The following is a 25829-nucleotide window of genomic DNA, read 5'->3' as shown; positions in this document are numbered from 1 at the left end:
TCGTCGTGAGCGTCCTGCCGACGATCGTAGTCGCGCGATCCCGGGATGAGGGTGACAGAGGCAGGCCCGTGCCATAGTGTCCCGACCCACGGGCCGCCCGTGCGCTCCTCCCCTGCCCGGGAGGCGGCATCGCACCGCAGACCGGCCCTCCCTCGTCCCGAACGGATCCATGACGCTCCCCGCTGACACCACCCCGGCCGCCCTCGACCCGCAGTCGCGCTGCCCCTGCGGCTCCGGCGACGTCTACGGCGGCTGCTGCCTGCCGCTGCACCAGGGCAGGCCCGCACCCACGGCAGAAGCCCTCATGCGCTCGCGCTTCAGCGCCTTCGCGGTGGGCGACGAGCAGCACCTGCTGCGCACCTGGCACCCCGACACCCGGCCCGAGACCCTCGAGCTGGACCCGGACCTGCGCTGGTACCGCCTCGACATCCACGCCACCACCGGCGGCGGCCCGTTCGAGGAGTGGGGCACGGTCGACTTCACCGCCCACTACCGGCCCATGCCCGGGACCGACGCCCCGCGCGGCAGCCAGCACGAGAACTCCCGCTTCCGCCGCGTGGACGGGCAGTGGCTCTACCTCGACGGCGCCGTCCACTCCGCCTGACGGAGGAGCCGGCGATGCGGAGGTGTGGCCGGCTCCACACCCCGCCGGCCCATATCGGCCGCGGCGGGCCCGGCGACCCGCCGTAGAATCGGCGGATCCGTCGGCGTGCCGCATGACCGACGGCGCCCTTCTCGAGAGAGCCGCACCATGTCCTCACCCTTCTCGCGCGACTCGTCGCAGCCACCCTGGCAGGCCTCCGACGCCCCGTCCGAGCACACCGCGCCCGCCTCCGCGGAGCAAGCGACCGCCACCGGCACCGACGTCGCCGCACCCCCGTCGGCGCCCAAGGGCGGCCTCGACCGCTGGTTCAAGGTGACCGAGCGCGGCTCCACCATGGGCCGCGAGGTCCGCGGCGGCGTCGCCACGTTCATCGCCATGAGCTACATCGTGGTGCTCAACCCCCTGATCCTGGGGCTGGGCGCGGACTCGACCGGCGCCACGCTGGGCGTGGACCGCGTGGCCGCCATGACCGCCCTGATCGGCGGCGTCATGACGATCCTGATGGGCGTCGTGGCCAAGACCCCGTTCGCCGTGGCCACCGGCCTGGGAGTCAACGCGTTCCTGGCCGTCACGATCGCCACCACGCCCGGGCTGACCTGGGCGCAGGCCATGGGGCTGATCATCTGGGCCGGCGTGATCATGTTCGTGCTCGTGCTCACCGGCTTCCGCACCGCGGTGTTCAACGCCGTGCCGGCCTCGCTGAAGTCGGCGATCGTCGTGGGCATCGGCCTGTTCATCGCGCTGGTCGGCCTCGTCAACGCGGGCTTCGTGCGCCGCATGCCGGATGCCGCCGGGACCACCGTGCCCGTGGACCTGGGCGTGAGCGGCGAGCTCATCGGCTGGCCGCTGCTGACCTTCGTGATCACGCTGCTGCTGACGATCACCCTCATGGTCCGCAACATCCGCGGGGCCATCCTGATCGCGGTGCTCAGCGGCACTGTCCTGGCGCACGTCCTGGAGGCCGTCGCGCCGTCCGGCTCCTCCGGCGAGAATCCGGCCGGCTGGTCGCTCGTGGTGCCCTCGACCCCCACGGGCCTGTTCTCGCTGCCCGATCTGTCCCTGGTGGGCGAGGCCGACCCGGTCGGGCTGTGGACCCAGCTGGGCGTCACGACCGTGCTGCTGCTGATCTTCACGATCCTGCTGTCCATCTTCTTCGACGCCATGGGCACCATGGTCGGGCTCTCCGAGCAGGCCGGTCTGGTCAAGGACGGGAAGATCGACAACGTCGACCGCATCCTGCTCATCGACGCCGCGGGCGCCGTGGCCGGCGGCGCGGGCTCGGTGTCCTCGAACCAGATCTTCGTGGAGTCCTCGACCGGCATCGCCGAGGGCGCGCGCACCGGCCTGGCCAACGTGGTCACGGGCCTGCTGTTCCTGGCCGCCATGTTCATCACCCCGCTGGTCGAGGTCGTGCCGTTCGAGGCCGTGGCCCCGGCCATGGTGGTCGTCGGTTTCCTGATGGCCAAGAACGTCGTGCGCATCGACTGGGACGACTGGGGCATCGCGGTGCCGTCGTTCCTGACCTTCGTGCTCATGCCGTTCACGTACTCGATCGCCGACGGCATCGGCGCCGGCTTCATCTCCTACGTGTTCATCCGCGTGGTGCAGGGCCGGATCCGCGAGATCCACCCGCTGATGTGGGTCGTGGCCGCGGCCTTCGTGGCGTACTTCGGCATCGGGGTGATCGAGGGCTGGATCCTCTGATCCCCTGACCCCACACCGCCGAGTGGATCCTCAGTTGCGCTATTCCGCCTTTCAGCGCAACTGGGGATCCACTCGGCGTTTCAGGGGGTGGGGTCGCGGCGGGGCTGCACGGTGCCGACGAATGCGCGCACCCAGCTCGCGTCCTTGTGCTGAGCGGGCACCGGGTCGATCAGCAGCTCGCGCTCCATGGCCGCGGCCTCCGGCGAGGCAGCTGCGGGCAGGGGCGCATGGGAGGCGGCCAGCACGACGTTGCCGTAGCGGCGCCCCTTGAGCATCGCCGGATCGGCGACGGCGGCCACGTGCTCGAACACCTCCCGCAGCGCCGCCGCCTCCGCGCGGGCTCCCTGCAGATCGCGGGTGTCACCGACGTTGAGCAGGTACAGCCCGCCCGGGGCCAGCACACGATCGACCTGACGGGCGAACTCCACGGTGGTCAGCGGCTCGGGCGTCACAGAGCCGGCGAAGACGTCGCGGATCACGACCTCGCGCGTGGACTCGGTCAGCGACTCGGTGACCTCCCGAGCCTCCCCGGCGCGCACGCGCAGCAGCGGGGCCCGCGGCAGGTCGAACCAGCCGCGCACGAGCTCGACGAGCCGCGCGTCCAGCTCCACGACCACCTGCCGGGCCTGCGGCCACTGCCAGTGGACCCAGCGGGCCATGGAGCAGGCGCCGCCGCCCAGATGAAGCACGCGCAGGCTCGTCGGGTCCAGGTGCGCGGCCACGTGCGTCCGCAGCAGCGCGGCCATCCAGCGCATGTACTCGAAGTCGAGCAGCTCAGGCCGGGAAGGGTCCACGTGCGAGGACGGGACGCCGTTGACGAGCACCGTCCAAGCGCCGGGGCTCAGGTCATCCGGACGCAGCTCGACCTCTCCCGTGGAGATCGGCCACGTCCCGGGCTGCAGCGCATCCGGATCCTCGGAGGCCTGTGCATCGTCCCTGCGGTTCCTGCGCTGTCGGCCCATGCGCGCCAGTCTAGGAGCGGCGCATCCGGAAGGTGTCCTGCCCGGACCAGGGGCCGTCGGCCTGGTAGGCCGGGCCGATGCGCTCGAACCCGTTCTTGGCGTAGAAGGCCTCCGCCCGCGCATTGCCCGCCATGATCCAGAGGTAGACCGGGTCGTGGCCCTCGACGGCCTCGTCCAGCAGCTGCCGACCCAGTCCGGAGCCGTGCAGGCGCTCCAGGACGTAGAGCTTCACGAGCTCGCGCTCGGGCTGAAGGCCGGGCTCGAACTGCAGCTCCCAGCGCTGGGGGCCGTCGCACACCGTGGCGAATCCCGCAGGCTCGCCCGTGCCGTCGAGCCCCAGCACCACGCGGCCGGCGGGATCGGAGAGGAACTCGCGGTCCTCGGCGGCGATGTCCGCCACCGAATCCTCCGAGAGCAGGGCCTCAGCGAAGTCCTGGCCGTACAGCGGCTGGTAGGTCTCGCGCAGGCAGGCGACGTGCAGCCGGGTCAGGACGTCGGCGTCGTCGGGACCGGCGACGCGCGTGGACCAGGCGACGGAGCTCAGGACTCGTCCTGGGCTGCGTGCCCGCTCTCGAGCTGCTGGCGCTGGATCGCGGCCTCGAGACGTTCGACCTTGCCGTCGAGCTCTCCGGAGTGGCCGGGGCGGATGTCCGCCTTGAGCACGAGCGAGACGCGCGGGCCATAGCGCCCGACGGCCTCGGTGGCCTCCTTCACGACGGCCATCACCTCGTCCCACTCCCCCTCGATGCTCGTGAACATCGAGTCGGTGCGGTACGGAAGCCCGGAGTCGCGGACGACCTGGACAGCGGCTGCCACGGCGTCGTGGACGGAGCCGGCGGGGTTGTCCCCGCCCATGGGCGATACGGAGAAGGCGACGATCATGCCCCCAGCGTAAGCCTGCTCACCGGCACTCGGACAGGGCCCCCGTCGACGACCGCCATGTGAAACCCCGGGGAAGCCCGGGCAACCCCGGGTCCGGCGGCAGGCCCACCGCCTAGGCTGGACAGCAGACTGGTCTGTGCCCGTCGGCGTGCTCGGGGAAGCCCCGGGGACCACGCAGGGGCGGGGCACGGAGACGACCTCGACGAGGAGCATCCCCATGACCCAAGGCATCTACCTCAGCGCCATGACGCCGGCCGCCGGCAAGTCCCTGATCGCGCTGGGGCTGACGGACACCCTGTTCAAGAACTCCGACCGTGTGGGCTTCCTCCGTCCGGTGCACCTGGGCGAGACCCCGGAGCAGGACCCCATGCTCGCGCTCATGGCCCAGACCTTCGAGCTGCCGCCGGAGCGCTGCCGCGGCGCTGTCACCCTGGACCGGTGCCGGGAGCTCCTGGCCTCGGGCGATCACGACGCCCTGGACTCGGCGGCCGTGGACGTCTACGCGCAGATGGCCGAGCACTGCGACGTCATCGTGGTCGACGGCACCGACCTGCTGGCGCACAACGCCGCCACCGCGGAGTTCGACCTCAACGCGCGCCTGGCCAACAACATGGGATGCTCCGTGCTGGCGGTCATCGGCGGTCAGCAGGCGGAGCACCCGGAGGACCTGCTCAACGCCGTGGAGGTCACCCGCACGGAGCTTCGCGACTCCAAGTGCGACATCTTCGCGATCATGGTCAACCGCTGCCCCGCCGAGTGGGTCGAGGAGGTCGCCCAGAAGGCCGAGCGCGGGCTGCACAACCTCCCTGTGTACGTCCTGCCCGAGGTCCCCGAGGTCATCAGCCCCACCGTGGAGGAGCTCGTGGAGTCGGCGGGCCTGCGCTCGGATCTCACCGACGTCACCCTGGACCGCGACATCAAGGGCGTGAAGATCGCGGCCATGAACGTCGAGCACTTCCTGGAGCTGCTCGTCGACGGCGATCTGGTGATCACCCCCGGGGACCGCTCGGACGTGCTCATGGCCACCCTGGCCGCAGCGCTCACCCCCGATCAGGCCACCCCCGCAGGGGTGCTGCTCACGGGCGGGTTCGTGCCCGAGGGCCTGGTGCGCTCGTTCGTGGCCAGCGCCCCCTTCCCCGTGCTGAGCACCGAGGAGGACACCTACACGGCCGCCAAGCGCGTCGGCTCCACCCGGGGACGGATCGTCAAGGGCGGGGCCCGCAAGGCGGCGGCCGCGCTGGGCGCCTGGGCGAATCAGGTCGACGGCGAGGAGCTGGCCTCCCGCCTGCGCCTGGAGCGCCCCGAGCGGCGCACTCCCCTGCGCTTCCTGCACGAGCTCGTGGAGCAGGCCCGACGAGACCGCAAGACCGTCGTGCTGCCCGAGGGCGACGACGCCCGCATCCTGCGCGCCGCCGAGATGATCCATCGCCGCGGCTTCTGCGACCTGGTCATCCTGGGCGAGCCGGACGAGGTGGCCCGCCTGTGCGATGCCGAGGGCATCGACCTGGACTTCGAGGCCGACGGGCTCGAGCTGATCGACTTCCGCCACGACGCCGAGCGCCGCGAGCGCTACGCCGAGGCCTACGTGGAGTACCGCAAGCACAAGGGCGTGGACAAGGACACCGCCCTGGAGCGCATGCTCGACGGCTCGTACTTCGGCACCATGATGGTCCAGCTCGGCGATGTGGACGGCATGGTCTCGGGCGCGGCCCACACCACCGCCAACACGATCCGCCCCGCGCTCGAGTTCGTGAAGACCAAGGAGGGCGTCGGCGTCGTCTCCTCGGTGTTCTTCATGCTCCTGGAGGACCGCGTGCTGGTCTACGGCGACTGCGCCGTGAACCCCAACCCGAACGCCGAGCAGCTCGCGGACATCGCCAAGGCCTCCGCCCAGACCGCCCGGGCCTTCGGCGTGGACCCGCGCGTGGCCATGCTGTCCTACTCGACCGGCTCCTCCGGCTCCGGCGAGGACGTCGAGCGGGTCACCGAGGCCACCCGACTGGTCCAGGCCGAGGAGCCGGACTTCCCCGTCGAGGGCCCCATCCAGTACGACGCCGCCGTGGACGCCTCGATCGCCCAGAAGAAGCTGCCCGGCTCCGAGGTGGCCGGGCACGCGACCGTGTTCGTGTTCCCGGACCTGAACACCGGCAACAACACGTACAAGGCCGTCCAGCAGTCCGCCGGTGCCGTCGCCGTGGGCCCGGTCCTGCAGGGCCTGCGCAAGCCGGTCAACGACCTCTCCCGCGGCACCACGGTCGAGGACATCGTCAACACCGTGGCGATCACCGCGATCCAGGCCCAGAACGGCTGAGCGTCCGCCGCAGCGGCACCTCAGCACACCGAATCCCACCATCCGAAGGAGCGCCATGCTCGTCCTCGTCGTCAACTCCGGCTCGTCCTCGCTGAAGTACCAGGTCCGGGAGGTCACCACCCAGGAGGGCGGGGAGCCCTCCGCCTACACCTCCTCCATGCCGCGCGTGGACGAACTCGTGAACATGGACGAGGCCACCCAGGGGGCCGAGAGCGGCGAGGTCATCACCGAGGGCCTGATCCAGAACATCGGCACCTCGGAGATCGAGGATCACACGCAGGCCCTGGAGCTGCTGGCCCAGCGCCTCGAGGAAGAGCTCGGCGACCGCACGATCGACGCCGCCGGGCACCGCGTGGTCCACGGCGGCGAGCGGTTCTCCGCCCCGGTGCTGGTCAGCAACGAGATCATCCGCGCGATCGAGCGCCTGGCCCCGCTGGCCCCGCTGCACAACCCGGCCAGCGCCCTGGGCCTGCGAGCCATCCAGAAGAAGTGGCCGCACATGCCCCAGGTCTGCGTGTTCGACACCGCGTTCCACCGCTCCATGCCGGAGCACGTGTGGCGCTACGCGCTGCCCGAGGAGATGTACTCCGAGTACGGCGTGCGCCGCTACGGATTCCACGGCACCTCGCACGACTACGTCACCGGCGAGGCCGCACGCTTCCTGGGTGTGGAGCGCGACAGCTTCGACGCGGTCGTCGCCCACCTCGGCAACGGGGCCTCGGCCACCGCGATCAGGGACGGAGCGTCCTACGACACGTCCATGGGCTACACGCCGCTGGCCGGGCTGATCATGGGCACCCGCACCGGCGATCTGGACCCGTCGATCGTCACGGCCCTGCTCGAGCGCTACCCGGATCTCGATGCTCAGCGCCTGGACCAGATCATGAACAAGGAGTCCGGGCTCAAGGCCCTCGCCGGCCACTCGGACATGCGCACGGTCGACGAGCGCGCACAGGCCGGCGACCAGCGCGCCGAGCTCGCCCTGGAGATGACCGCCTACCGCCTGGCCAAGTACATCGGCGGCTACCACGTGGCCGTCGGAGGGGCTCAGGCACTGATCTTCACCGCGGGGATCGGGGAGAACTCCGCGGGCTTCCGCCAGCGCGTGGTCGACAAGCTCGGGGCGCTGGGCGCAGAGCTCGACCCCGAGGCCAATGCCGTGCGCGGGGACGAGGTCCGCCGCATCTCCACGCCGGAGTCGCGCCTGGAGATCCTGGTGGTCCCCACCGACGAGGAGCGCGCGATCGCCGAGGCCACCGCTGCGCTGGTGAGCCGTCGGGCGAGCTGAGCCGCTGCGCGCAGGCCGGATCGCAGAAGCCCCCGATGCCGCTGCGGCATCGGGGGCTTCTCTGGAACTGGACGACTCAGGCGGACGGGGTGACCGGGGGCTCGTCCGACCAGGGGAAGACGATCCACTCATCGGTGGCCTTCCACACGAAGTCCGGGTCCACCAGGGAGCGCGGCTTGGAGTAGATGACGGCCGAGCGGGTGTCCGACTGGTAGCCCTTGAGCAGCTCGAGCACCAGGGCCAGGGTGCGCCCGGAGTCGGCGACGTCGTCGACGACCAGGACCTTCTTGGAGCTGATCGACTCGACATCGAGCATGGGGGCCAGCAGAACGGGGTCCGGCAGGGTCTCGTGGACGTCGGTGTAGAACTCGACGTTCACCGCGTCCAGCAGCTTGGCGCCCAGCGCGTAGGACAGCGCGCCTGCCGGGACGAGCCCGCCGCGGGCCACGCCGATGATGATGTCCGGCACGAAGCCGCTGTCAGCGATATCCTGCGCGAGCTCCCGGGTGGCGGCGCCGAAGCCCTCCCACGTGAGGATCTCCTTGCCGTCAACGTCTGCCGCGTCTGCGTGATAAGCCATGCACACACCCTAGTCCCCGCCCGCGCGCGAGGGCAGGGACGAGGACGACGACCGCGCAGGATCAGTCGGCGAGCATGTCCTGGACCAAGCGGCGGACCTCGGTGCCGTAGAGCTCGATCGAGCGCATCATGGCGCTGTGCGACAGGGTTCCGACCGCGTACTTGAGGTCGAAGCGGGCAGCGCCGAGAGCCTTCTGATGGCGCACGATCTTGCGCGCCACGGTCTCCGGGGAGCCGACGTAATAGGCGCCGTCGGGCCCGGCCATCTGCTCGAACGCCTCGCGGGACAGCGGCGGCCAGCCGCGCTCGCGCCCGATCACCGCGTGATTGTGGGCCTGGGCGGGGAAGAACTCCTCGCGCGCCTGCTCGTCCGTCTCGGCCACGTGGCCCGGCGAGTGCCAGGCGATGGGCAGCTCCGGCTTGCCGAAGTGCTCCAGAGCCCGGCGATAGTGCTGCGCGAAGGCCGCGAAGGCGGTGGGGCTGCCGCCGATGATCGCGAAGATCACGGGCATCTCGTAGTGCGCGGCACGCACGACCGACTGCGGGGAGCCGCCCACCGCGATCCAGGCCGGCAGGCGCCCGGACTCCGTCTTGGGATGCACCTCGAGTCCGTCGATCGCCGGGCGCAGACCTCCCTCCCAGGTGATGGGCCCCTCCGACTGCAGACGGGAGAACAGCTCGAGCTTCTCCTCGAACAGCCGCTCGTAGTCCTGCAGGTCGAAGCCGAACAGGGGGAAGGACTCCGTGAAGGAGCCGCGGCCCAGCACGACCTCGGCCCGGCCGGAGGACAGGGCGTCGACGGTCGCGAAGCGCTGGTACAGGCGCACCGGGTCGTCCGAGGAGAGCACGGAGACGGCGGTGCCCAGACGGATGGTCTCGGTGGCGGTGGCCAGTCCCGCCAGGACCGTGTCCGGCGCCGAGATCGCGAAATCGCTGCGGTGATGCTCGCCGACCCCGAAAAAGTCCAGGCCCACACGGTCGGCCTGGATGCCCTCGGCCAGGACGTCGCGGATGACCTGGGCATCCGAGAGGGGCTGACCGTCCGGGCCGGGGTGGACGTCGCCGAAGGTGTTGAGTCCGAGCTGCATGGCATCTCCTGTGATCGCGGGACGCCCCGAATCATAGTTGATACATCACGTAGATGCGAGGGTCAGTCGGCTCGATGCCTGGGCTGCAGTCCCCGAAGGTGCACCAGGAACCCGGTGACCATGGAGCACGAGCGCAGCAGCTCGCCGATCAGCATCCACCAGGCCATGCCCACCGCAGTGTCGGTCCCCAGCAGCCAGGCCCCGCCCACCACCAGGACCAGCTGAGCCCCGCTGATGACCATGAAGAGCCGCTCGCGCCCGCCGAACATGAGCACGTTGCTCGTGGCCGAGGTCAGGGCGTTGATCAGCGTGGCCACCACCAGGATGACGGAAGCGCCCCACGTGCCCTGGTACTCCGGGCCGAGCAGATCGACGATCCTCTGCTCGCCCAGCACCAGCAGGAAGCCGAGCAGCAGCGTGGGAAGCACTGCCGAGACCGCGGCCGCCTCCAGCACGAGGGCGACCAGTCTGCCGCGCCGGGTCACGGACATCGCGATCCGCGGCATGAAGACGGTGGCCACGGCGGTGGTGCCCATGGCCCCTGCGGACTGGATGCGCTGGGCCACCTCGTAGGTGCCGGTGGCCGCCAGGGAGCGCGCGCCCAGCAGGAACATCAGCCCGCGCACGCTCAGCGCGGTCAGCGCGGACCCCGCCGCCAGGATCAGCGACTGACCCCACGGCACCGGCGGGACCGTCACGCTCGGCGGCGGCGGCCCTGCCGAGGGCGACAGCCGCCAGAAGGCGATGCTGATGATCACGAAGGCGGCCACCTGTCCCGGGATCAGCAGCTGCGGGGCGAGCAGCGCGGAGGCGATCGCGATCAGCAGCGCGAGCCCCGGCAGGGCCACGGACTCCAGGAACTGCCCCGCCAGCGGCGCCTGCCGCGCCACCCGCTGGACCATGAACAGGCGCCCCAGGGCCGAGGAGACGGCTACGCCGTAGAGGACGAGCACGAGCCCGCCGGTCCCCGCGGTGAGCTGGACGATCAGGGACGCCGCCAGGGCGAGGACGGTGAGCACCGCCCAGATGCGCAGCAGGGCCCGGGCGTCGCGGCGGGCGATGGCGCGGGCCTCGTCGTGCCTGCCCTCGGCCCACAGCGGCGACTGCGAGCGCATGCCGGAGGTGTCGAGCCCGAAGGTGCCGGCGGCGCGCGCCACCAGGGCCACGGCCCACATGACGCCGTTGAGCCCCACCATCTCGACGGGGAAGCGCAGGGCCACGACGGCCACCAGCAGCATCTGCAGGGCGGCTCCGCCGATGCGGATGGACATGACCAGTGCGGACTGCAGGGCGGCAGCGCGCTGTCTCTCAGCAGCCATGTCCCACCCGTCCTCCGCTCATGCCGTGCGATCCCCGTACCGCGGCGCCGGACCTCCCGGTCCCCGCACCGCCCCCGCGGCGCGCAGGCGCCTGCCGGCGGGCCTGTCTTGCGGCGCCACAGTCTACGTCCCGCCTCCGGCGCAGCACCCGGGTCGGGCACCCCCACTTGTGCGGCTCAGGCACGTCGACCCGGGTCGCTCTCGGGCGGGTCCGAGCCGTCCGGCCGCCCCGGCTGCGGGCCGACGGGCTCGGGCCCGCCCTGTGCCCAGGGGACCGTCACTGCGGCGCTCGCCCAGGGAGCGATGGCCGCTCCCGACGCGGAGACGGGCTCGGAGGCGGAGCCGGGTCCGGACGCGGATGCGGGGCCGGCCGCGGTCACGGGCTCGGGCGCACCGACGGATGCCGCGGCGGTCGTCGGCTCCGCGGTCAGGGCGAGCACCACGCCGGAGAGCAGGAAGGGCAGCCCGTACATCGGCGGGGCCACGAACACCGGTGCTGCGACCGATTCGATGGCCATGGCCGCGAGCCACCCGGCGCCCACGCAGCCGATCCAGCGCAGGTGCGGATCCTGGCTGCGGCGCATCATCCGCCAGGCGGGCAGCCCGAGCATGACCAGACCGCCGATGTAGCACAGCAGGCCCAGGACGCCGGTCTCCGCCAGGGGCGCGGGCCAGAAGGTGTCCGAGAGGAAGTCGACCTCGTCGTGGCCCGTCATCCCCCAGATGCGCGTGTAGCCGAGCTCCTGGTAGTAGGGGCTGTAGTTCTCCGCGGCCGTGAACGAGGCGAACCGCCCGAAGCCCACGCCGAGCGGGAAGGCCCCCAGCGCCAGCGGGATGCTGTCCAGGGTCAGGCGGATGCGAGCGGTCTGGCTGACGTCGGAGAGGTACTCGGTCAGCGTGGCGTCCACGACGCGCGTGAGCGTGTCCCAGCCCAGGATCAGCGCCACCGGCGTGAGGATCGCCAGGCTCGTGAGGTACATGGCCTTCTTGCCCGGCAGCGACGCTCGGATCCCCAGGGAGACCACGAGGGCCGAGGCGATCGACTTGCGGCGGAAGGCCAGCAGGCAGGCGAGCCCGGAGCCGATGAGCAGCGCCAGGCTGATCCGGGAGCGGCGGATCGTGGAGCGGTAGGCCAGGATCGCGATGAACGCCAGGGACATCGTGGTCCCCAGTCCCACCGGGTGGTTGAACGGCCCGGAGAGGCTGGCGATCCCGGCGCGCTTGCTGAGCTCGACCGTGCCCGCGCTGATGAAGTCGTTCCACGCCGCGGGTGCGGCCGCGTTGGCCGCGGTGAACAGCAGGATCACGACGACGGCGACGGCGCCGCCGCGGATCAGCCCGGGGATGTCCTCGCGGCGCCAGTCCAGCTGCGCCAGGGCGAAGGCGAGCATGGGGCCCTTGAGGAACAGGAAGGCTCCGGTGACGGTGATGCCCAGCGGCACCGAGTGCACGAGACCGCTCAGGACCCCGAGCAGGCCGAAGGCCAGGAAGAGCCACAGCGCGGCGAAGCAGCGGACCGATCCGTGATCGCGCAGCCTGCGCAGGGTGAACAGCACGACGGCCAGCAGCACGCACAGCTCGTCCATGTACCCCACAGCGCTGCTGCCGGTGACCGTCTGCGCCGTCTGGGAAATCACGGTCGACACGGCGACGACGCCGGCGAACGCCTTGGGCGCGCGGAAGGCCGCGCGCAGCAGCCACAGCACGGCAGCGCCACCGAGGGCGCAGACCGCCGCGAGCACCAGCGCCTCGGCAGGACCCGTCACCTCTCCCCCTCCCCCTGCGACGCTCCCCCGAGCGCCGTCCGCCCGCGCGCACCCGACGGGCGACGCGCGGTCTCCGGGCCCATGCTCGCACGCTCGGAAGCTCCTCTGACAAGGGGCGTCCGGTTGTCCCCACATCTGACGTCGCGCAGCAGTTCATGCGCCGCGCTCTCGACGCGCCGCCGCCGCGCCTGCCTATCATGAACGCGCCGGGGCTGAGCCCCGAGCAGCGGCATGGCCGACGGCTTCCGGGGGGGGACCGTCGCGCCCGAGGCGCCGCTGGGATGACATGGCGCGCCCAGGGCGCGCGGGGGACCGACGAAGGGCAGGCCATGCACCAGAGCTCGGCAGGAGAGCAGACCGTGGCTCCGGCAGTGCGCGACATCAGCGGCGCGGAGCTGGGCTCGGCGCTGCGCCGCGGATGGTGGAAGGCGCTGCTGGGGCTGATCCTGGGGCTCGGGCTGGCCGCGGCCTTCGTCGTCACGCGGGCCCCCACCTACACCTCCGTGACCATGGCGCTCGTGCGCCCCTCCACCGACGACGCGACCTCGGTCGAGAGCCTGGCCGCCGAGGACCTGGCGCAGGCTCGCGCGGCCACCTACGAGTCGCTGGGCAACTCCGTGGTGGTGGCCGACGAGGTGCGCCGCGACCTGGGGCTGAAGACCTCTCCGGAGGACCTGCTGGAGCAGGTCACCGTGGTGTCCACGCCCGAGACCACCGGCCTGGAGATCACCGCCACGGCGGATTCGGCCGACGGCGCCGCCGAGCTGGCCGGGGCCTGGCGCGATGCGCTCAGCGATGCCGCCGACGCCGACGGATCCGGCGGGGCCGGGGACCGCGTGAGCATCGAGCCGGCCGGGGAGCCGACCGTGCCCGCGACGACGTCGGGTCTGTCCGATCCGGCCGTCCTGGTGGTCGGCGGGGCGGTGGGGCTGCTCGTCGGCATCCTGGTGGCGGTGGGCACCGCCCGGCCGGCGCGCAGGGCCTGAGACCCCGCGTCCGCCGTCGGACGCGGGGGCCGCCGTCAGCCGCGGCGCAGCAGCTCCCTGACCAGGTACCAGAGGAACTTCGAGTTGCCGACCGCGTAGCGCTTGAACATCCGCCGCGGCTCCAGCACCAGGCGGAAGAGCCATTCGAGGCCGAGGCGCTGGATGATCGCGGGAGCCCGCCGGGTGCGGCCGGCCACGACGTCGAACGAGCCGCCCACCCCCACGCTGAGGCCGACGTTCATGGCCTCGCGGAAGCCGTAGATGAAATCCTCCTTCATGGGCGAGGGCAAAGCCACGAAGAGGATGTCGACGTCGAGCAGGCGGATGGTCTGGGCCATCTCGGCATCCGTCATGTACCGGCGCCAGTAGCCGTCGCGGTGTCCCACCACGTTGGCGCCGCGGGCGGTGAACTCGCGGCGCACTCGCCCGACGACGTCCTCACGAGCACCGAGCAGGAAGATCCGCTGCCCCTCCTGGGCGGAGAGATCGACCAGGCGGTTCATGACGTCGATCCCCGCCACACGCTGCGGAAGCGGGCGGCCCAGGAGGCGGGCGGCCCACACGACGGCCTGGCCGTCGGCGCTCACGAGCGTCCCCTGGTTGAACTCCTCGAGCTTGGTCGGGTCCTCGATAGCCGCCACGAGCTTGGCGGCGTTGACGGACAGGTGGTTCTGCCCCTTGCCTGTGGCGATCATCTCCCGCAGCCGGTCGATGGTCTGATCCATCGTGAGGGCATCGACGCCCACACCCATCACGTCCGTGCGCTCAGGCGCGATCACTCGCTGCATCTGATCCGTCATCGGTTCTCCCCCCAGAGTCCCAATCGGCCCGCCGTCCTGACGATGCCCATGAGGCCAGCGCGACAGCCGCGTGGCCCTGATTCCACCGCATGTGCGGAAGCCCCCTGCCTCCGCTGCGGAATCCGCCGTCGCCGCCCTGCAGTCCCAGCAGATGCCGAATCGCGGCCTCCGGGTCCGGGACCGGCCAGCCGCGCTGCGCTGCGCGGGCCAGATACCCGACCGTGGTGGCCACGTTGTGCACATCCGTAGAGACCTGCCGGTCATCCGCCATGTAGAGCGGAAGACCTTCAGGGCTGAGACAGCGGTCCTTCCAGAACTGCGCGCCGCGAGCTGCCGAATCCCCCGATTCGAAGCCCATCTGCTGCAGCGCCCACAGCGAGTCCAGGTTGTAGATCGTGTGGAAGCTGTCGATCCACTCGAGTCCCGGACCCTCACCGTACGGCCAGGAGCCGTCCTCCGCCTGCGCGCGGACCGCCCGGTCCACCGCAGTGCGGATCAGTTCCCTGTCTCCGTCCAGCATCGCCAGCGACTCCGCCGCAAGCAAGGACCCATTGTGCACCAGTCGGTCCGAGGTGGTCGTGTACCGGAAGTAGCCCGATGTGTGGAACTGCCCCTCCAGCCAATCACGGACGTCAGCGCTGACCCGGTCCAGCATCCCCGCCGCGGACAGGGCGCGCAGTGCGAAGGTCACCGCGATGACGTTGGGGCTGCCTGCCGGATAGAAGGCCCAGCGCGTCTGGACGTCGAACTCGTAGCCCCACGGACCCGTCCCGCGCTCCTGGAGGATCCGCTGCGCGAGCTGCCTGGCCGTCTGCTCGTCGCCGGACAGCGATGCAGCCGTCGAGAACAGCGCCATCCCCTTGGTCATGCGCACCGGGGGAACGCGCGTGGCGGCGCGCAGGCCACGGCCCAGGCGCTTGTGCCCCTGCACCCAGACTTGGCGAGGAACGCGTCCGCGCAGCACGCCCGCGTACGGCGAGAGCAGCCCGTCGTACGGGTCCGTCCCGGCGTAGTCGCGCTCACGGGCGAAGTCCATGGCGCGGCCGAGGGCCCCGTCGACCTCGGCCTGCAGCTGCGGTTCGAGTCCCTGCGACGTCATGGCTTCTCCTCCGTGGTCTGCGCTGCGGCCCCGACGGCCGCCTCGATGATGTCGTCGAAGCGCTGGCGGTAGCCGTCCATGCTGTAGCCCCGCTCCCAGGTGGTGCGGGCGGCGGCGGCGATCCGCTGCCGCCGGGCGTCGTCGTCGATCAGCTCGGCCAGGCCCCGAGCGAGCGCCGTCACCTCCCCCACCGGCACCAGGACGCCGTTCTCACCGTCAAGGATGACCTCCGGGACCGCCCCGACGGGCGTGACGACGGGCGCCTGCCCCCAGGCCATGCCCTCGAGCAGCGACAGCGGGAGATTCTCCGCCCTACTGGGCAGCACCAGGATCTGGGCACGGCGCAGCTGGTCCTGCAGGGCGTCGGCGTCCAGCCATCCCGTGAGCTCGACCCGCTGCGCGCGGTCCACGGCGGCCCGGATGGAGCCATCCGGGTCATCGAGATCGCCTGCCAGGACCAGGACGGCATCGCGCCCGGCGCTGATCCGGGACCATGCCTGGAGCAGCTCGGGGGCCCCCTTGCGGGCACCCACGCGGCCCGCGAAGAGCACGCGCATCGGATGGGTCACGTGCTGCGGGACCTCTTGAGGACCAGGGACCGCGTTCGGCAGCACGGACACGGCAACATCCGACACCCCGAGCTTTTCCTGGACGAACTGCGCCCAGCTCTCCCCCAGGACGATGACCTGGTGAGCCGCCTGGAACATGTTCTTCACCAGGGCCTGCTCCAGGCGCCCACGAGATCGGAAGTAGTCGTCATAGCCGCCCCCGTGAAGGTGCAGTGCGTATGGACGGCGGCGAAGGCGCACCAGTGCGCTCAGCGTCAGCTTGCGCCATGTGCTGCCGCGGGAGGCCACGGCGAACACCCGCAGGTGCGCTGACGAAGGCCCGAGGCAGTCAGCGGCCGCCCTCACGAAATGCGCCAGCCTCTGCAGAGCCGGTCCGGGAGCACCGCCGGAATCCAGGAAGACCAGTGACGTGCGCTCGGAGCTCGTGCCGAGCAGATGACCGGCCATGATGCCGATTCCGCCCGAGGACCCGGGGGCAGGTCCGATGATGGTCGCCTTGATCATGAGACTCCTTCCTGCTGCTGGGCACCGAGCTCCCAAGGAGCGCGTCCGGGCTTGGCTATCGATGCATCCTGGTCGGCGGCCTGCGACGGCCTCACCCCCAGCGCTCGTCGCCCGCTGCGAGGCTCTGCTCCGAGCGCCAGGCACAGTCCGGCCACTGCGAACGGCAGCCCGTACATCGGCGGCGACAGGAAGACCGGCGCGACGACCGACTCGATCAGCAGCTGGGCGAACCAGGCCACAGTCACCGCCCCGATCCACTTGCTGTGCCCATCCGAGGCCGAGCGCATCATCCGCCAGCCGGGGACGATGAACATGATCAGCGCTCCCAGATAGCACAGGGCGCCCAGGATCCCGGTCTCGGCCAGCGGGGCCGGCCAGAAGGTGTCCGAGAGGAAGCCGCCCATGTCGCCCTGCCCCAGACCCCAGATCCGCTCGTAGCCCAGATCCGTGTAGATCGGGCTGTAGTTCTCGGAGGCCGTGAAGGAGCCGAAGCGGCCCAGACCCACTCCGAGGGGGAACGCACCGACAGCCAGCAGGAAGCCGTCGATCGTCATCCGGATGCGAGCGACCCGATCCCAGTCGGTCAGGTACTCGGTGAGGGTCCCGTCGACGACGGCCGTCAGGGGCTCCCGCAGGAGAACGAGGCCCACGGGAAGGAGGATCACCGCACTCGTGACGAACAGAGCCCGTGGAAGGGGCAGGACAGCGCGAACGCCCAGGGCCACGGCGATCCCCGCCACGATCGACTTGCGGCGGAAGGCCGCCAGGCAGGCCAGACCGGTGGCGATCAGCAGGACGAACGTGAAGGGCGTCCGGCGCACCAGCAGGCGGTAGAGGTAGATGGCCAGGAAGGCCAGGGCCATGGTGGTGCCCAGCCCGACCGGGTGGTCGAAGGGCCCGGTCAGGCTCGTGAAGCCTCCGCGCTCGCTGGCCACCTCCGTCCTGCTCACCAGGTCGTTCCACGGGCCCGGAGCCGCGGCGTTGAGCGCACAGGTGAACAGGATCACCACGATCACCGCAGCGCCGGCTCTGGCGATGCGAGGCAGATCTGCACGACGCCAGTCCAGCTGAGCCACCGCGAAGCCCAGCGCCGGCCCCTTGAGGTACAGCAGGGTCCCCATGAGCGTGATGGACGAGGGCACGGCATGCACCACGCTGCTGATCAGGCCGAAGAGGATGAAGGCGAGCAGGAACCACACCGCGGCAAAGAAGCGCAGCGCATGATGATCGATCAGACGCCGAGCGCAGGCCACGCCCACGGCCAGCACGACGGCGAGCTCGTCGCCGTAGTTGAGGATCGAGATGCCGCCCACCGTGCCGACGGTCTGGGAGATCATCGAGTAGACAACGGCGGCCCCGATGGTGGCCTTGGGATGCGTCAGGCAGAGCTTGATCACCCACGCGGCGCCGACCAGCAGGACCGCGCCGAGGGCACCCCACGACAGGGCTGAGACTGCAGTCTGCATGTGTGCTCCTCCCCGGGACGGTCCCCGTGCCGTCGAATGCAGGGCGTCGACGCTCCGGATCCCCCGACCCGGCGCCGAGCACCTGCCGCTGCGCCCGACCGCTCCCCAGCGGCGGCACGCATCACGACATGATGGCACGACGTCACGTGCCTCCGGGCAGATGTTCGTTCATGAAGGCTGTTTGTCCACTCAACTGCACGGTTCATGGCCGTATACAGCATGTGCGTCAGATCGGTGACACTACTCTGGGAGACCGGACGGGAGCCTTCGCAGCACTGCAGCGCCGTCCACCTCGCTCTGGGGAGAGCGAACGATTCGAATTCAGGGGGAGCAGCAGAATCATGCAGACCAGCAGGCGCACCGAGACCCGGTCCCGCAATCAGGGCGGCGATCCCATGGTCAGAGACGTGTCCGCCGAGCATCTCGGGACGGCGCTGCGGCGGCGCTGGTGGGCCCCGCTCGTGGGCCTGATCCTGGGTCTCGGCATCGCGCTCGGGCTCGCGGCCTCGGAGGCTCCGCAGTACGAGTCGGTCACGACCATGATGGTCCACGCCGGGGCGGACGATGACACCGCCGCCGAGCGCCTGGCCGCCGAGGAGCTGGCGATCTCCCGCACCACGACCTACGAGGCCCTGGGAGAGTCCCTAGTGGTCGCCGAGGAGGCCAAGAGCGATCTCGACACCGACAAGTCGGCCTCGGAGCTGCTCGACGGCATCACTGTGACGGCCACACCGGCCACCACGGGCGTGGAGATCACGGCCGTGGGCGAGTCGCCGGAGGAGGCGAGCGCCCTGGCGGAGGCCTGGCGCGACGCCCTCACCTCGGTGGTGGCGACCAGCGCCGAGGACGCGCAGGTCAGCATCGAACCGGCGGGCAGCCCCACGACTCCCGAGGATCCCTCTGGCCTGAGCATGACCATGATCGGAGTCATGGGTGCTGCCGTCGGCCTCCTGCTCGGCATCATCGCCGCAGTCGCGACCACGCGCCCGCGCACCGAGCTGCGCTGACCGACGGCAGGTCGGGCCTGCCGTCGGGCTCAGGCCCAGGTCCCGCTGACTCCGGCGATGTTCTGGTCGACGATCCGATCCTTGCCGTTCGGCGGGATCTCCAGGTGCTCCACCAGCTCGAAGCCCAGCTCCACCTGACCGGCCGTGCGTCGGCACATCGCCTGGTAGAACTCCTCGAGCTCCTCCGGGGCGGCATCAGCCGTGGGCTCGACCCGCAGCGTGACGCGGCCGGGCACGTCCTGCCGGAAGCGGAAGCGGCGGATGCACAGGAACTGATGCCCGTGCACGTTCAGTGACGTGGTGGGGAACAGCGAGCCGTCTGCGCGTACCAGGCCCTCTCGGCCGCGCCGTGAGGAGATCGCTCGGAACGTGGGCTGACCCCAGGCATCCGTGCCCACGCGCTCGGCGGAATCTCCCGTGTCATAGCGCAGGAACGGCTGGCCCTTGATCATGAGGCTGGTGGTCACGAGCCGGCCGCGCTGCCCCACCTCCACGGGCAGGCCGTCCTCTCCGAGCAGCTCCGTGATGCCGTACAGGGGTTCGGCATGGAAGGTTCCGTCCGGATCCATCGAGGCGAAGCAGGTCCGCTCGCTCAGACCGTAGAAGTTGGAGATCCCCGCATTCGGGAACACCCGCTCGAAGGTCTGCTGCTGGCCGGGCGTGAACTCCTCCGAGACGGCCAGGACGCCGCGGATCTGATGACGCCATTCGTCGTCGGGCAGCTGCTCCTCGACCAGCTTGGCCATGTAGCTCAGGGCCGACGGATAGCCGTGCAGGTAGCGGATCCCGCGATCGCGCACCCAGCCCCACTGCTCCTGGATGCGTTCGGGGGCCAGCGCCTGGACCCGCAGCACCAGCTCGCCGGTCGCGCGCTGCAGGTAGTGATCCGCCCCACCGGGCAGATCGGCCGCCCCTCGCAGGAACAGCCGCCAGTCGTCGAGCTCATAGCCCGTGGCCCGGTGCCAGGCATCGAAGACGTAGGCCCACTCAGCGGCCCCGCGCTGCCGGTCCAGGTGGAACAGGATGGGATCGCCCGAGGTGCCGGAGGTGGCGGTCATCTGGACGCCGCTCTCCGGGACCGTGAGCATGCGCAGGGAGTGCTTGGACAGCTGCTCGCGGGTCAGGATCGGCAAGCGGGAAAGTCGTTCGAAGGCGCCGACGCCGCGCTCGCGCAGTGCCTCGTATCCGGGCTCGGAACCGTAATAATCGGTCTCGGCTGCTTGATCGAGCAGCTGCTCGAGCCGTCGTCCGCGCTCCTGGGCCGCCCAGGACGGCACCGTGCGAGCCTTGCGCAGCTCCCTCAGCGTCCGCTGGAACACCGGTCCATAGCGCAGCGACGGCGGAATGGCTCGGACGAGGGGGCCCACTCTCTCCCGCTGGTCCGCCGGAAGGTGGGCGACCTTCTCACGAAACGATCTCAAGCTCTCCCCTTCGGATGTGGTCGCGCCGGGGGTCATCGGATCAGCTGCCCAGAGGCGCGCACCTCTGATGCGAGGTTACGTGTTCGTCCGCAAATTCTCCATGCGATTGCAGGATCATGACCAGGTGGTCGCCGCCCCCGGAATCTGCTGATCCACCAGACGCTCCTTGCCGTTGGCCGGGACCTCCAGACGGTCCACCACCTCCAGCTCGAGGTGGATGCGATCCCCGATGACCGCCGCCATCGCTCTGTAGAGCTCCTGGATCTGCGCATCGGTGGCACCGGTGACCGGCTCCACGAGGAACGTGGCCTTGCCCGGTTCGTGCTGTCGGAACCCGAACTTCCGAGCTGCGAGCACCTCCATGGTGTGCATTCCGAAGATCGCGGCGGGCAGGAAGCTGCCGTCATTGCGGATCAGCCCCTCCCGCCTGCGTCGAGAGCGGATCTCGCGGAAGATCGGCTGACCCCAGGGATCCGTTCCCGTACGCAGCGCCGAGTCACCCGTGTCATAGCGCAGGAAGGGCTGTCCTGTGAGCCGCAGACCGGTGGTGATGATCCTGCCGCGAGCGCCGACCTCGACGGCTCGGCCCTGCTCATCGACCAGCTCGACGGCCCCGTAGAGGGGCTCGGGGTGGAAATCGCCGTCGTCGTCCATGACGGCGAAGGCCGTGCGCTCGCTCAGCCCGTAGAAGTTGGCCACGCGCGCCTGCGGGAAGACGCGGTGCAGGATCTCCAGGTGGGCCTCTGTGAGCTCCTCCGAGACGGCGAGGATCCCCCGGATCCTGTGCCGCCAGTCATCGTCCGGCAGCTCGGTCTCCACCAGGCGCGCCAGGTACGCGATGGCCGATGGCAAGCCGTGCAGGTACTGGATCCCTCGCTGAGAGGCCAGCTGCCAGTGCTCCCTGATGAGCTCGGGACGCAGCGCCTGGACGCGCAGCACGACCTCCCCCGTGGAGCCCTGGACGAACCAGTCCGCACCACCGGGAAGCTCGGCTCCGCGCAGCCGCAGACGCCAGTCGTCGGCCTGATAGCCGGTCCTCCGCTCCCAGGCGCTCAGGACGTAGGCCCATTCGCTGGCGCCCCGGCTGCGGTCGAGCCAGAACACGATGGGCTCCCCGGAGGTCCCGGAAGTCGCGACCCGCTCGAGCTGGGCCTCGGGCACCGTGAGCATCCTGCTGCTGTGCTCCGTCACCGCCTCCCGCGTGAGGATGGGCAGGCGGCTCAGCCGCTCCATCGGCGGCATCGTCGTCTCGACCAGCGCCTCGTACCCCGCAGCTGAGCCGTAGTAGTCCGTTCCAGCCGCGGCATCCAGCAGCGACTGCAGCCGTCGATCTCGCTCTTCACGCCCCCATGACGGGACCGTCCACGCCTTCCGGATCTCCCGCTGGGTCTGTCGGAACACGGGCCCGAACCTGATCCCTGCAGGCACATGCCGGGCGAATCCGGCGATCCGCTCCCGCTGCTCGGGCGGAAGGTGGGCGATGGTCTCGCGCAATGACATAGCTGCTCCCCTCTGCAATGACCGATCGGGGCGCCGCTGGGCAGCGGCGCCCCGATCGGCCCGTCATCTCATCGTCGGCATTCGATTATCCATGCCTCGAGCAGGCATCCGCCGATCGCGCTCCTCAGCCCATCAGCTCGTCCCGCAGCCGGTGCATGTCGGCGAACCGGTTGCCGAAGCGGTGCAGCGTGATGGACACGGCCTGCTCGTGGAGCATCTCCTGGATCTCCACGCGGGAGGCGCCGACGATCGGGTGCATCATGACCGCCACATCCGGGGTGGCGCCCAGATCGACCACCAGGTCCGCATCGGTGCCGACGACCTTGATGCGCGCGCCCACACCGAGCTCGAGCACCTCGGGATCGGAGTCCTCCGAGGCCCGGCCGCCGAAGGGCAGGCGATCGCGCAGCTTCTGCACTGCGGAGCGCTGCTCCTCCGGCTCGGACATCGCGCGGTAGGCGGTGCGGGCGCCGAGCAGGCGCCGGGCCTTGGCCTGGACGCGGAACCGCTCGTCGTCGACGGCGGGCAGCACCTGGGTGAACAGGGCGCGGGCCGCTCGCGGCAGGGCCTCCATGACGGCAGGCGCGGCCGAGAGCGTGACCTCCGAGCCGGAGCGAGCGGCGGCCAGACCCACGCGGATCACGTCGGTGACCGGGGCATCCTCCGCAGCGCGCACCACGATGTCGCGGGCGCGGTAGCGGAAGATGTTGGCCTCGCTGACCAGGCCCGTGGGGTCCTTGGCCACGCCGAACTCGGACTCCCAGGCCCGCTGGTCGGCAGCGGCGCAGGCTCGCAGCCAGGCCAGATCCTCCGCGGGCAGCGCCTCGATCACGTCGGCGTCGCCCAGGACGTCGCGCACCGCGGGCAGCAGCCCCGGCTGGACCTCCACGGAGTTGCCTGCGCGGAAGGCGCCCTTGGTCCAGTGGCCCATCTGCGTGAGGTAGTTCGGACCGCCGGCCTTGGCACCCAGGCCCACCGACGACTTCTTCCAGCCGCCGAAGGGCTGGCGCTGCACGATCGCGCCGGTGATGCCGCGGTTGACGTAGAGGTTGCCGGCCTCCACGCGCTCCAGCCAGGAGCCGACCTCCTGCACGTCCAGGGAGTGGATGCCGGCGGTCAGACCGTACTCCACGGCGTTCTGCCACTCGATCGCCTGGTCCAGGTCCTTGGCGTGCATCAGCCCGAGCACGGGGCCGAAGACCTCGGTCTCGTGGAAGAAGGAGCCGGGCTTCACACCCGTCTTGATGCCCGGGCGCCACAGGCGTCCGGAGTCGTCGAGCTGCTTGGGCTGGAGCAGCCACTCCTCGCCCTCGTCCAGCTGGGTGAGAGCGCGCTTGAGCTTGTCGCCCGGCTGCTCGACCGTGGGGCCCACGATGGCCTGCAGGTTCTCCGGCCAGTCCACGACCATGGACGACGCCGCGTCCAGCAGCTGCTTCTCGTAGCGCTGCGAGGTGGCCACCGAGCCGACCATGATGCCCAGCGAGGCCGCCGAGCACTTCTGCCCGGCGTGGCCGAACGCGCTGGTGACCAGATCCCACACGGCCTGATCGCGGTCCGCTGCCGGAGTGATGATCAAGGCGTTCTTGCCCGACGTCTCGCCGATCACCGGACGGCCGCTGCGCCAGCCGCCGAACAGCTCGGCGGTTTCGTAGGCGCCCGTCAGCACGATGCGGTCCACGCCCGGGTGGCTCACCAGCGCCTTGCCGGTGTCGCCCTCGACGGCGTCCACGAGCTGCAGGACGTCGCGCGGGACGCCCGCCTCCCACAGCGCCTCCATCAGCGCGGCGGAGCAGCGCACGGTCTGCGGTGACGGCTTGTGGATGACGGCGGCGCCGGCGGCCAGGGGCGCGACGGTCGAGCCGGTGGGGATGGCCAGCGGGAAGTTCCACGGCGGGGTGACCAGGTCCAGGACATCGGGCTCGAACTCGGCGCCGTCGACCTGCTCCAGCTCCTCGGCATGGCGGGCGTACCAGCGGCAGAAGTCGATGGCCTCGGAGACCTCGGCGTCCGACTGGGTGAAGGCCTTGCCGGTCTCGGCAGCGGCCACTGCCATGAGGTGCCCGCGGCGCTCGGCCAGCTTGTCGGCGGCGCGGTTGAGAATCTCCGCGCGCTCCCGGGCCCCGCGCTCGCGCCAGCCCTTGGCAGCATTGCGACCGGTCTCCACGATCTCGGCGACGTCGTCGAGCTCGAGCGAGTCCGGGGTGGCCAGACCCTGGTACCAGGACCGGTCCGTGATCAGATCCCGCAGCTCGAGCGCCCACTTCTGGTTCGCCGGGATCGAGATGTCGGTGTCCGGCTCGTTGCGGAAGGGCTCGTCGAGCGGCTGATGGCCCTGGTAGCCGCTCTGGCGCCCGGCGGCCTCCTGCGTGCGGTCCTGCACGCGGTGCGGGCCCGGGGCGCGCTCGCCGTCCAGGACCATGCCCTCCTCGAGCAGCTGCTCGACGGCGGCGCGGAAGCGGCCCTCCTCGCGGCGGAAGATCTGGTTGCCGGGCTCGATCTCGAAGATCCCGGACATGAAGTTCTCGGACTCGGCGTTCTCCTCGAGGCGGCGCACCAGGTAGGCCACGGCGACGTCGAACTCCTCCGGGGCCACGGCGGGGACGTAGTAGAGCACTCCCCCGACGTCCTCGGACACGGCGATCGACTGCTCGGCGGCCATGCCCTGCAGCATCTCGAACTCGATGCGCTCGGAGACCCCGCGCTGCTCGGCGAGCAGCTTGGCGAAGGCGATGTCGAAGATGTTGTGCCCCGCCACGCCCATGCGCATCCCGTGCAGGTGCTCGGGGTCCATGGCCCAGGCCAGGACCCGCTTGTAGTTGGCGTCCGTGGCCTGCTTGGTCGGCATGACGGCCAGCGGCCAGTCGTGCATCTCGGCGTCCACGCGCTCCATGGGCAGGTTGGCGCCCTTGACCAGGCGGACCTTGATCTGCGCGCCGCCCTCGGCCACGCGCCGCTCGCCCCACTCGGACAGGTGCTGCACCGCGCCCAGGGCATCGGGCAGGTAGGCCTGCACGACGATGCCCGCCTCCAGGCTCTTCAGCTCGGGGCGCGAGAGCAGCGTCGTGAAGACCTGGGTGGTCAGGTGCAGGTCCGAGTAGACCTCCATGTCCAGGTTGATGAACTTGGTCCCGGCCGGGGCATCGGCGGCCTTGCGGTACAGCGGCAGCAGGCGCTCGACCACGCGCTCGACGGTCTCGTCGAAGCCCCAGTGCGAGAGCTGCGGGACCACGGAGGAGACCTTGATCGACGCGTAGTCGACGTCGTCGCGGGCCAGGATGCGGTCGACCTCGTCCAGGTGCTTATCGGCCTCGGCGAGGCCCAGGACCTCCTCGCCGAGCGGGTTGATGTTCAGCGAGTCGCCGCGCTGCGTGATGTGCTCGACGGCCTTGCCGAACGGGCCCGGTCGGGAGTCGACCACCAGGTGACCGACCATCTGGCGAAGGCGGCCGCGGGCGATCGGGATGACGACGGCCGGAGCCAGGTGGCTCATGTAGCTGCCGGAGACGATCTGCGAGCGATCCAGCGCGGACAGGGACTTGGGGGCGATGCTCGCGATGCGCTGCAGCGCCCGTGCGGCGGCGACGCTGTCCTCGGTGCGGATGACGCGATCGACGAAGCCGACGGTGAAGTCCAGGCCGCGGGGGTCCTGCAGGATGGCGGAGAGGCGGTCGGCGGCGTCCGAGTCCGCGACTCCCTCTTCGGAGAGCTGCTGGGCCCTGCGGATCCAGGTGGTGGCCTGCTCGACGGCAGGATCGACCAGAGCGGGAAGATCGGCCAGCTCAGCGGGGCCGACCGGGGTGTTGTCGGTGAGGGGGGTGACCATGAGGCGATTCGCTTTCAGGCACGTACTGCGGTGATGACCGTGGCACTCCCACGGTCATCGGCCTCGAGTCAGGGTTCGCACGTGGGGATCTTCGCTGCTGGGCCGATTCGGCCATCCTAGGAGACGCACCCCACACTGCGCACACATGCGT

At 70.7% G+C, this 25829-nt stretch carries 20 protein-coding genes; 6 read left to right on the top strand and 14 right to left on the bottom strand.

All coding sequences use genetic code 11. The features are described from left to right. Window positions 1-169: 169 nt before the first annotated feature. Together QSJ40_RS00690 and QSJ40_RS00685 are read left to right on the top strand one after the other, a co-directional pair. Entirely contained in the window at window positions 170-604 is a 435-nt protein-coding gene (locus QSJ40_RS00690) for a YchJ family protein (RefSeq protein ID WP_006214107.1), read from the top strand. 147 nt (window positions 605-751) lie between these two features. Continuing rightward, a complete protein-coding gene (locus QSJ40_RS00685) occupies window positions 752-2308 on the top strand; it encodes an NCS2 family permease (protein ID WP_387761834.1) in 1557 nt (518 codons plus the stop codon). 80 nt (window positions 2309-2388) lie between these two features. Here QSJ40_RS00685 and QSJ40_RS00680 read toward each other — a convergent pair whose 3' ends face one another. From QSJ40_RS00680 to QSJ40_RS00670, 3 genes are all read right to left on the bottom strand, one after another. Next, window positions 2389-3270: a spermidine synthase gene (locus QSJ40_RS00680; RefSeq protein ID WP_251714376.1), complete on the bottom strand. Its 882-nt coding sequence runs from the start codon at window positions 3268-3270 to the stop codon at window positions 2389-2391. 10 nt (window positions 3271-3280) lie between these two features. Continuing rightward, window positions 3281-3670, bottom strand: coding sequence for a GNAT family N-acetyltransferase (locus QSJ40_RS00675; protein WP_251714375.1), 390 nt, complete (start codon window positions 3668-3670; stop codon window positions 3281-3283). 140 nt (window positions 3671-3810) lie between these two features. Next, window positions 3811-4152, bottom strand: coding sequence for a thiamine-binding protein (locus QSJ40_RS00670; RefSeq protein WP_006214103.1), 342 nt, complete (start codon window positions 4150-4152; stop codon window positions 3811-3813). A gap of 217 nt (window positions 4153-4369) precedes the next feature. On the opposite strand from QSJ40_RS00670, the gene pta reads away from it, so the two are divergent. Beyond that, window positions 4370-6463: a phosphate acetyltransferase gene (pta, locus tag QSJ40_RS00665; RefSeq protein WP_251714374.1), complete on the top strand. Its 2094-nt coding sequence runs from the start codon at window positions 4370-4372 to the stop codon at window positions 6461-6463. A 55-nt stretch (window positions 6464-6518) separates the two neighbouring features. After that, window positions 6519-7751, top strand: a complete 1233-nt coding sequence (locus tag QSJ40_RS00660) for an acetate/propionate family kinase (RefSeq protein WP_251714373.1) — start codon at window positions 6519-6521, stop codon at window positions 7749-7751. A gap of 76 nt (window positions 7752-7827) precedes the next feature. On the opposite strand, the gene QSJ40_RS00655 is transcribed toward QSJ40_RS00660, so the two are convergent. From QSJ40_RS00655 to QSJ40_RS00640, 4 genes are all read right to left on the bottom strand, one after another. After that, complete coding sequence (locus QSJ40_RS00655; RefSeq protein ID WP_058872047.1) at window positions 7828-8331, bottom strand: phosphoribosyltransferase; 504 nt, start codon at window positions 8329-8331, stop codon at window positions 7828-7830. Window positions 8332-8392: 61 nt separating this feature from the next. After that, window positions 8393-9418 carry an LLM class flavin-dependent oxidoreductase gene (locus QSJ40_RS00650; RefSeq protein ID WP_024289636.1) on the bottom strand — a complete coding sequence of 342 codons (1026 nt, stop codon included), beginning with the start codon at window positions 9416-9418 and terminating at the stop codon, window positions 8393-8395. 62 nt (window positions 9419-9480) lie between these two features. After that, the gene (locus QSJ40_RS00645) at window positions 9481-10737 is read right to left on the bottom strand and encodes a lipopolysaccharide biosynthesis protein (protein ID WP_053448027.1); all 1257 of its coding nucleotides are present in this window, start codon (window positions 10735-10737) and stop codon (window positions 9481-9483) included. Between the two features lie 176 nt (window positions 10738-10913). Then, window positions 10914-12503 (bottom strand): O-antigen ligase family protein, encoded by a 1590-nt coding sequence (locus QSJ40_RS00640; protein ID WP_285728346.1) that lies wholly within the window; start codon window positions 12501-12503, stop codon window positions 10914-10916. Between the two features lie 329 nt (window positions 12504-12832). On the opposite strand from QSJ40_RS00640, the gene QSJ40_RS00635 reads away from it, so the two are divergent. Continuing rightward, complete coding sequence (locus QSJ40_RS00635; protein WP_285728345.1) at window positions 12833-13489, top strand: YveK family protein; 657 nt, start codon at window positions 12833-12835, stop codon at window positions 13487-13489. 35 nt (window positions 13490-13524) lie between these two features. Here QSJ40_RS00635 and QSJ40_RS00630 read toward each other — a convergent pair whose 3' ends face one another. The 4 genes from QSJ40_RS00630 to QSJ40_RS00615 are packed head-to-tail and all read right to left on the bottom strand — an operon-like array spanning window position 13525 to window position 17927. Beyond that, window positions 13525-14289 carry a WecB/TagA/CpsF family glycosyltransferase gene (locus QSJ40_RS00630; protein WP_082677018.1) on the bottom strand — a complete coding sequence of 255 codons (765 nt, stop codon included), beginning with the start codon at window positions 14287-14289 and terminating at the stop codon, window positions 13525-13527. Further along, window positions 14255-15388 carry a prenyltransferase/squalene oxidase repeat-containing protein gene (locus tag QSJ40_RS00625; RefSeq protein WP_251714371.1) on the bottom strand — a complete coding sequence of 378 codons (1134 nt, stop codon included), beginning with the start codon at window positions 15386-15388 and terminating at the stop codon, window positions 14255-14257. Before QSJ40_RS00625 ends, QSJ40_RS00630 begins: the two co-directional genes overlap by 35 nt. Continuing rightward, window positions 15385-16461, bottom strand: coding sequence for a glycosyltransferase family 4 protein (locus QSJ40_RS00620; RefSeq protein ID WP_285728344.1), 1077 nt, complete (start codon window positions 16459-16461; stop codon window positions 15385-15387). The genes QSJ40_RS00625 and QSJ40_RS00620 overlap by 4 nt, the downstream gene beginning before the upstream one ends. Further along, window positions 16458-17927 (bottom strand): hypothetical protein, encoded by a 1470-nt coding sequence (locus QSJ40_RS00615; RefSeq protein ID WP_251714369.1) that lies wholly within the window; start codon window positions 17925-17927, stop codon window positions 16458-16460. The genes QSJ40_RS00620 and QSJ40_RS00615 overlap by 4 nt, the downstream gene beginning before the upstream one ends. A gap of 341 nt (window positions 17928-18268) precedes the next feature. Between QSJ40_RS00615 and QSJ40_RS00610 the strand changes: the two genes are divergently transcribed. Continuing rightward, on the top strand, window positions 18269-18934 hold the full coding sequence (locus tag QSJ40_RS00610; RefSeq protein WP_285728343.1) for a YveK family protein: 666 nt from the start codon (window positions 18269-18271) through the stop codon (window positions 18932-18934). Window positions 18935-18963: 29 nt separating this feature from the next. On the opposite strand, the gene QSJ40_RS00605 is transcribed toward QSJ40_RS00610, so the two are convergent. From QSJ40_RS00605 to QSJ40_RS00595, 3 genes are all read right to left on the bottom strand, one after another. Beyond that, entirely contained in the window at window positions 18964-20355 is a 1392-nt protein-coding gene (locus QSJ40_RS00605; RefSeq protein ID WP_053448033.1) for a phenylacetate--CoA ligase family protein, read from the bottom strand. A gap of 114 nt (window positions 20356-20469) precedes the next feature. Further along, window positions 20470-21756, bottom strand: coding sequence for an AMP-binding protein (locus tag QSJ40_RS00600; RefSeq protein ID WP_235444533.1), 1287 nt, complete (start codon window positions 21754-21756; stop codon window positions 20470-20472). Window positions 21757-21979: 223 nt separating this feature from the next. Further along, window positions 21980-25678: a proline dehydrogenase family protein gene (locus QSJ40_RS00595; protein ID WP_006214084.1), complete on the bottom strand. Its 3699-nt coding sequence runs from the start codon at window positions 25676-25678 to the stop codon at window positions 21980-21982. Window positions 25679-25829: the final 151 nt, after the last annotated feature.

Source organism: Kocuria sp. NBRC 114282, from assembly GCF_030268385.1.
In the GTDB taxonomy this organism is placed as follows: domain Bacteria; phylum Actinomycetota; class Actinomycetes; order Actinomycetales; family Micrococcaceae; genus Kocuria; species Kocuria palustris.
The sequence above is the reverse complement of the archived record's forward strand: the minus strand, read 5'-3'. Positions and strand labels throughout refer to the sequence as shown.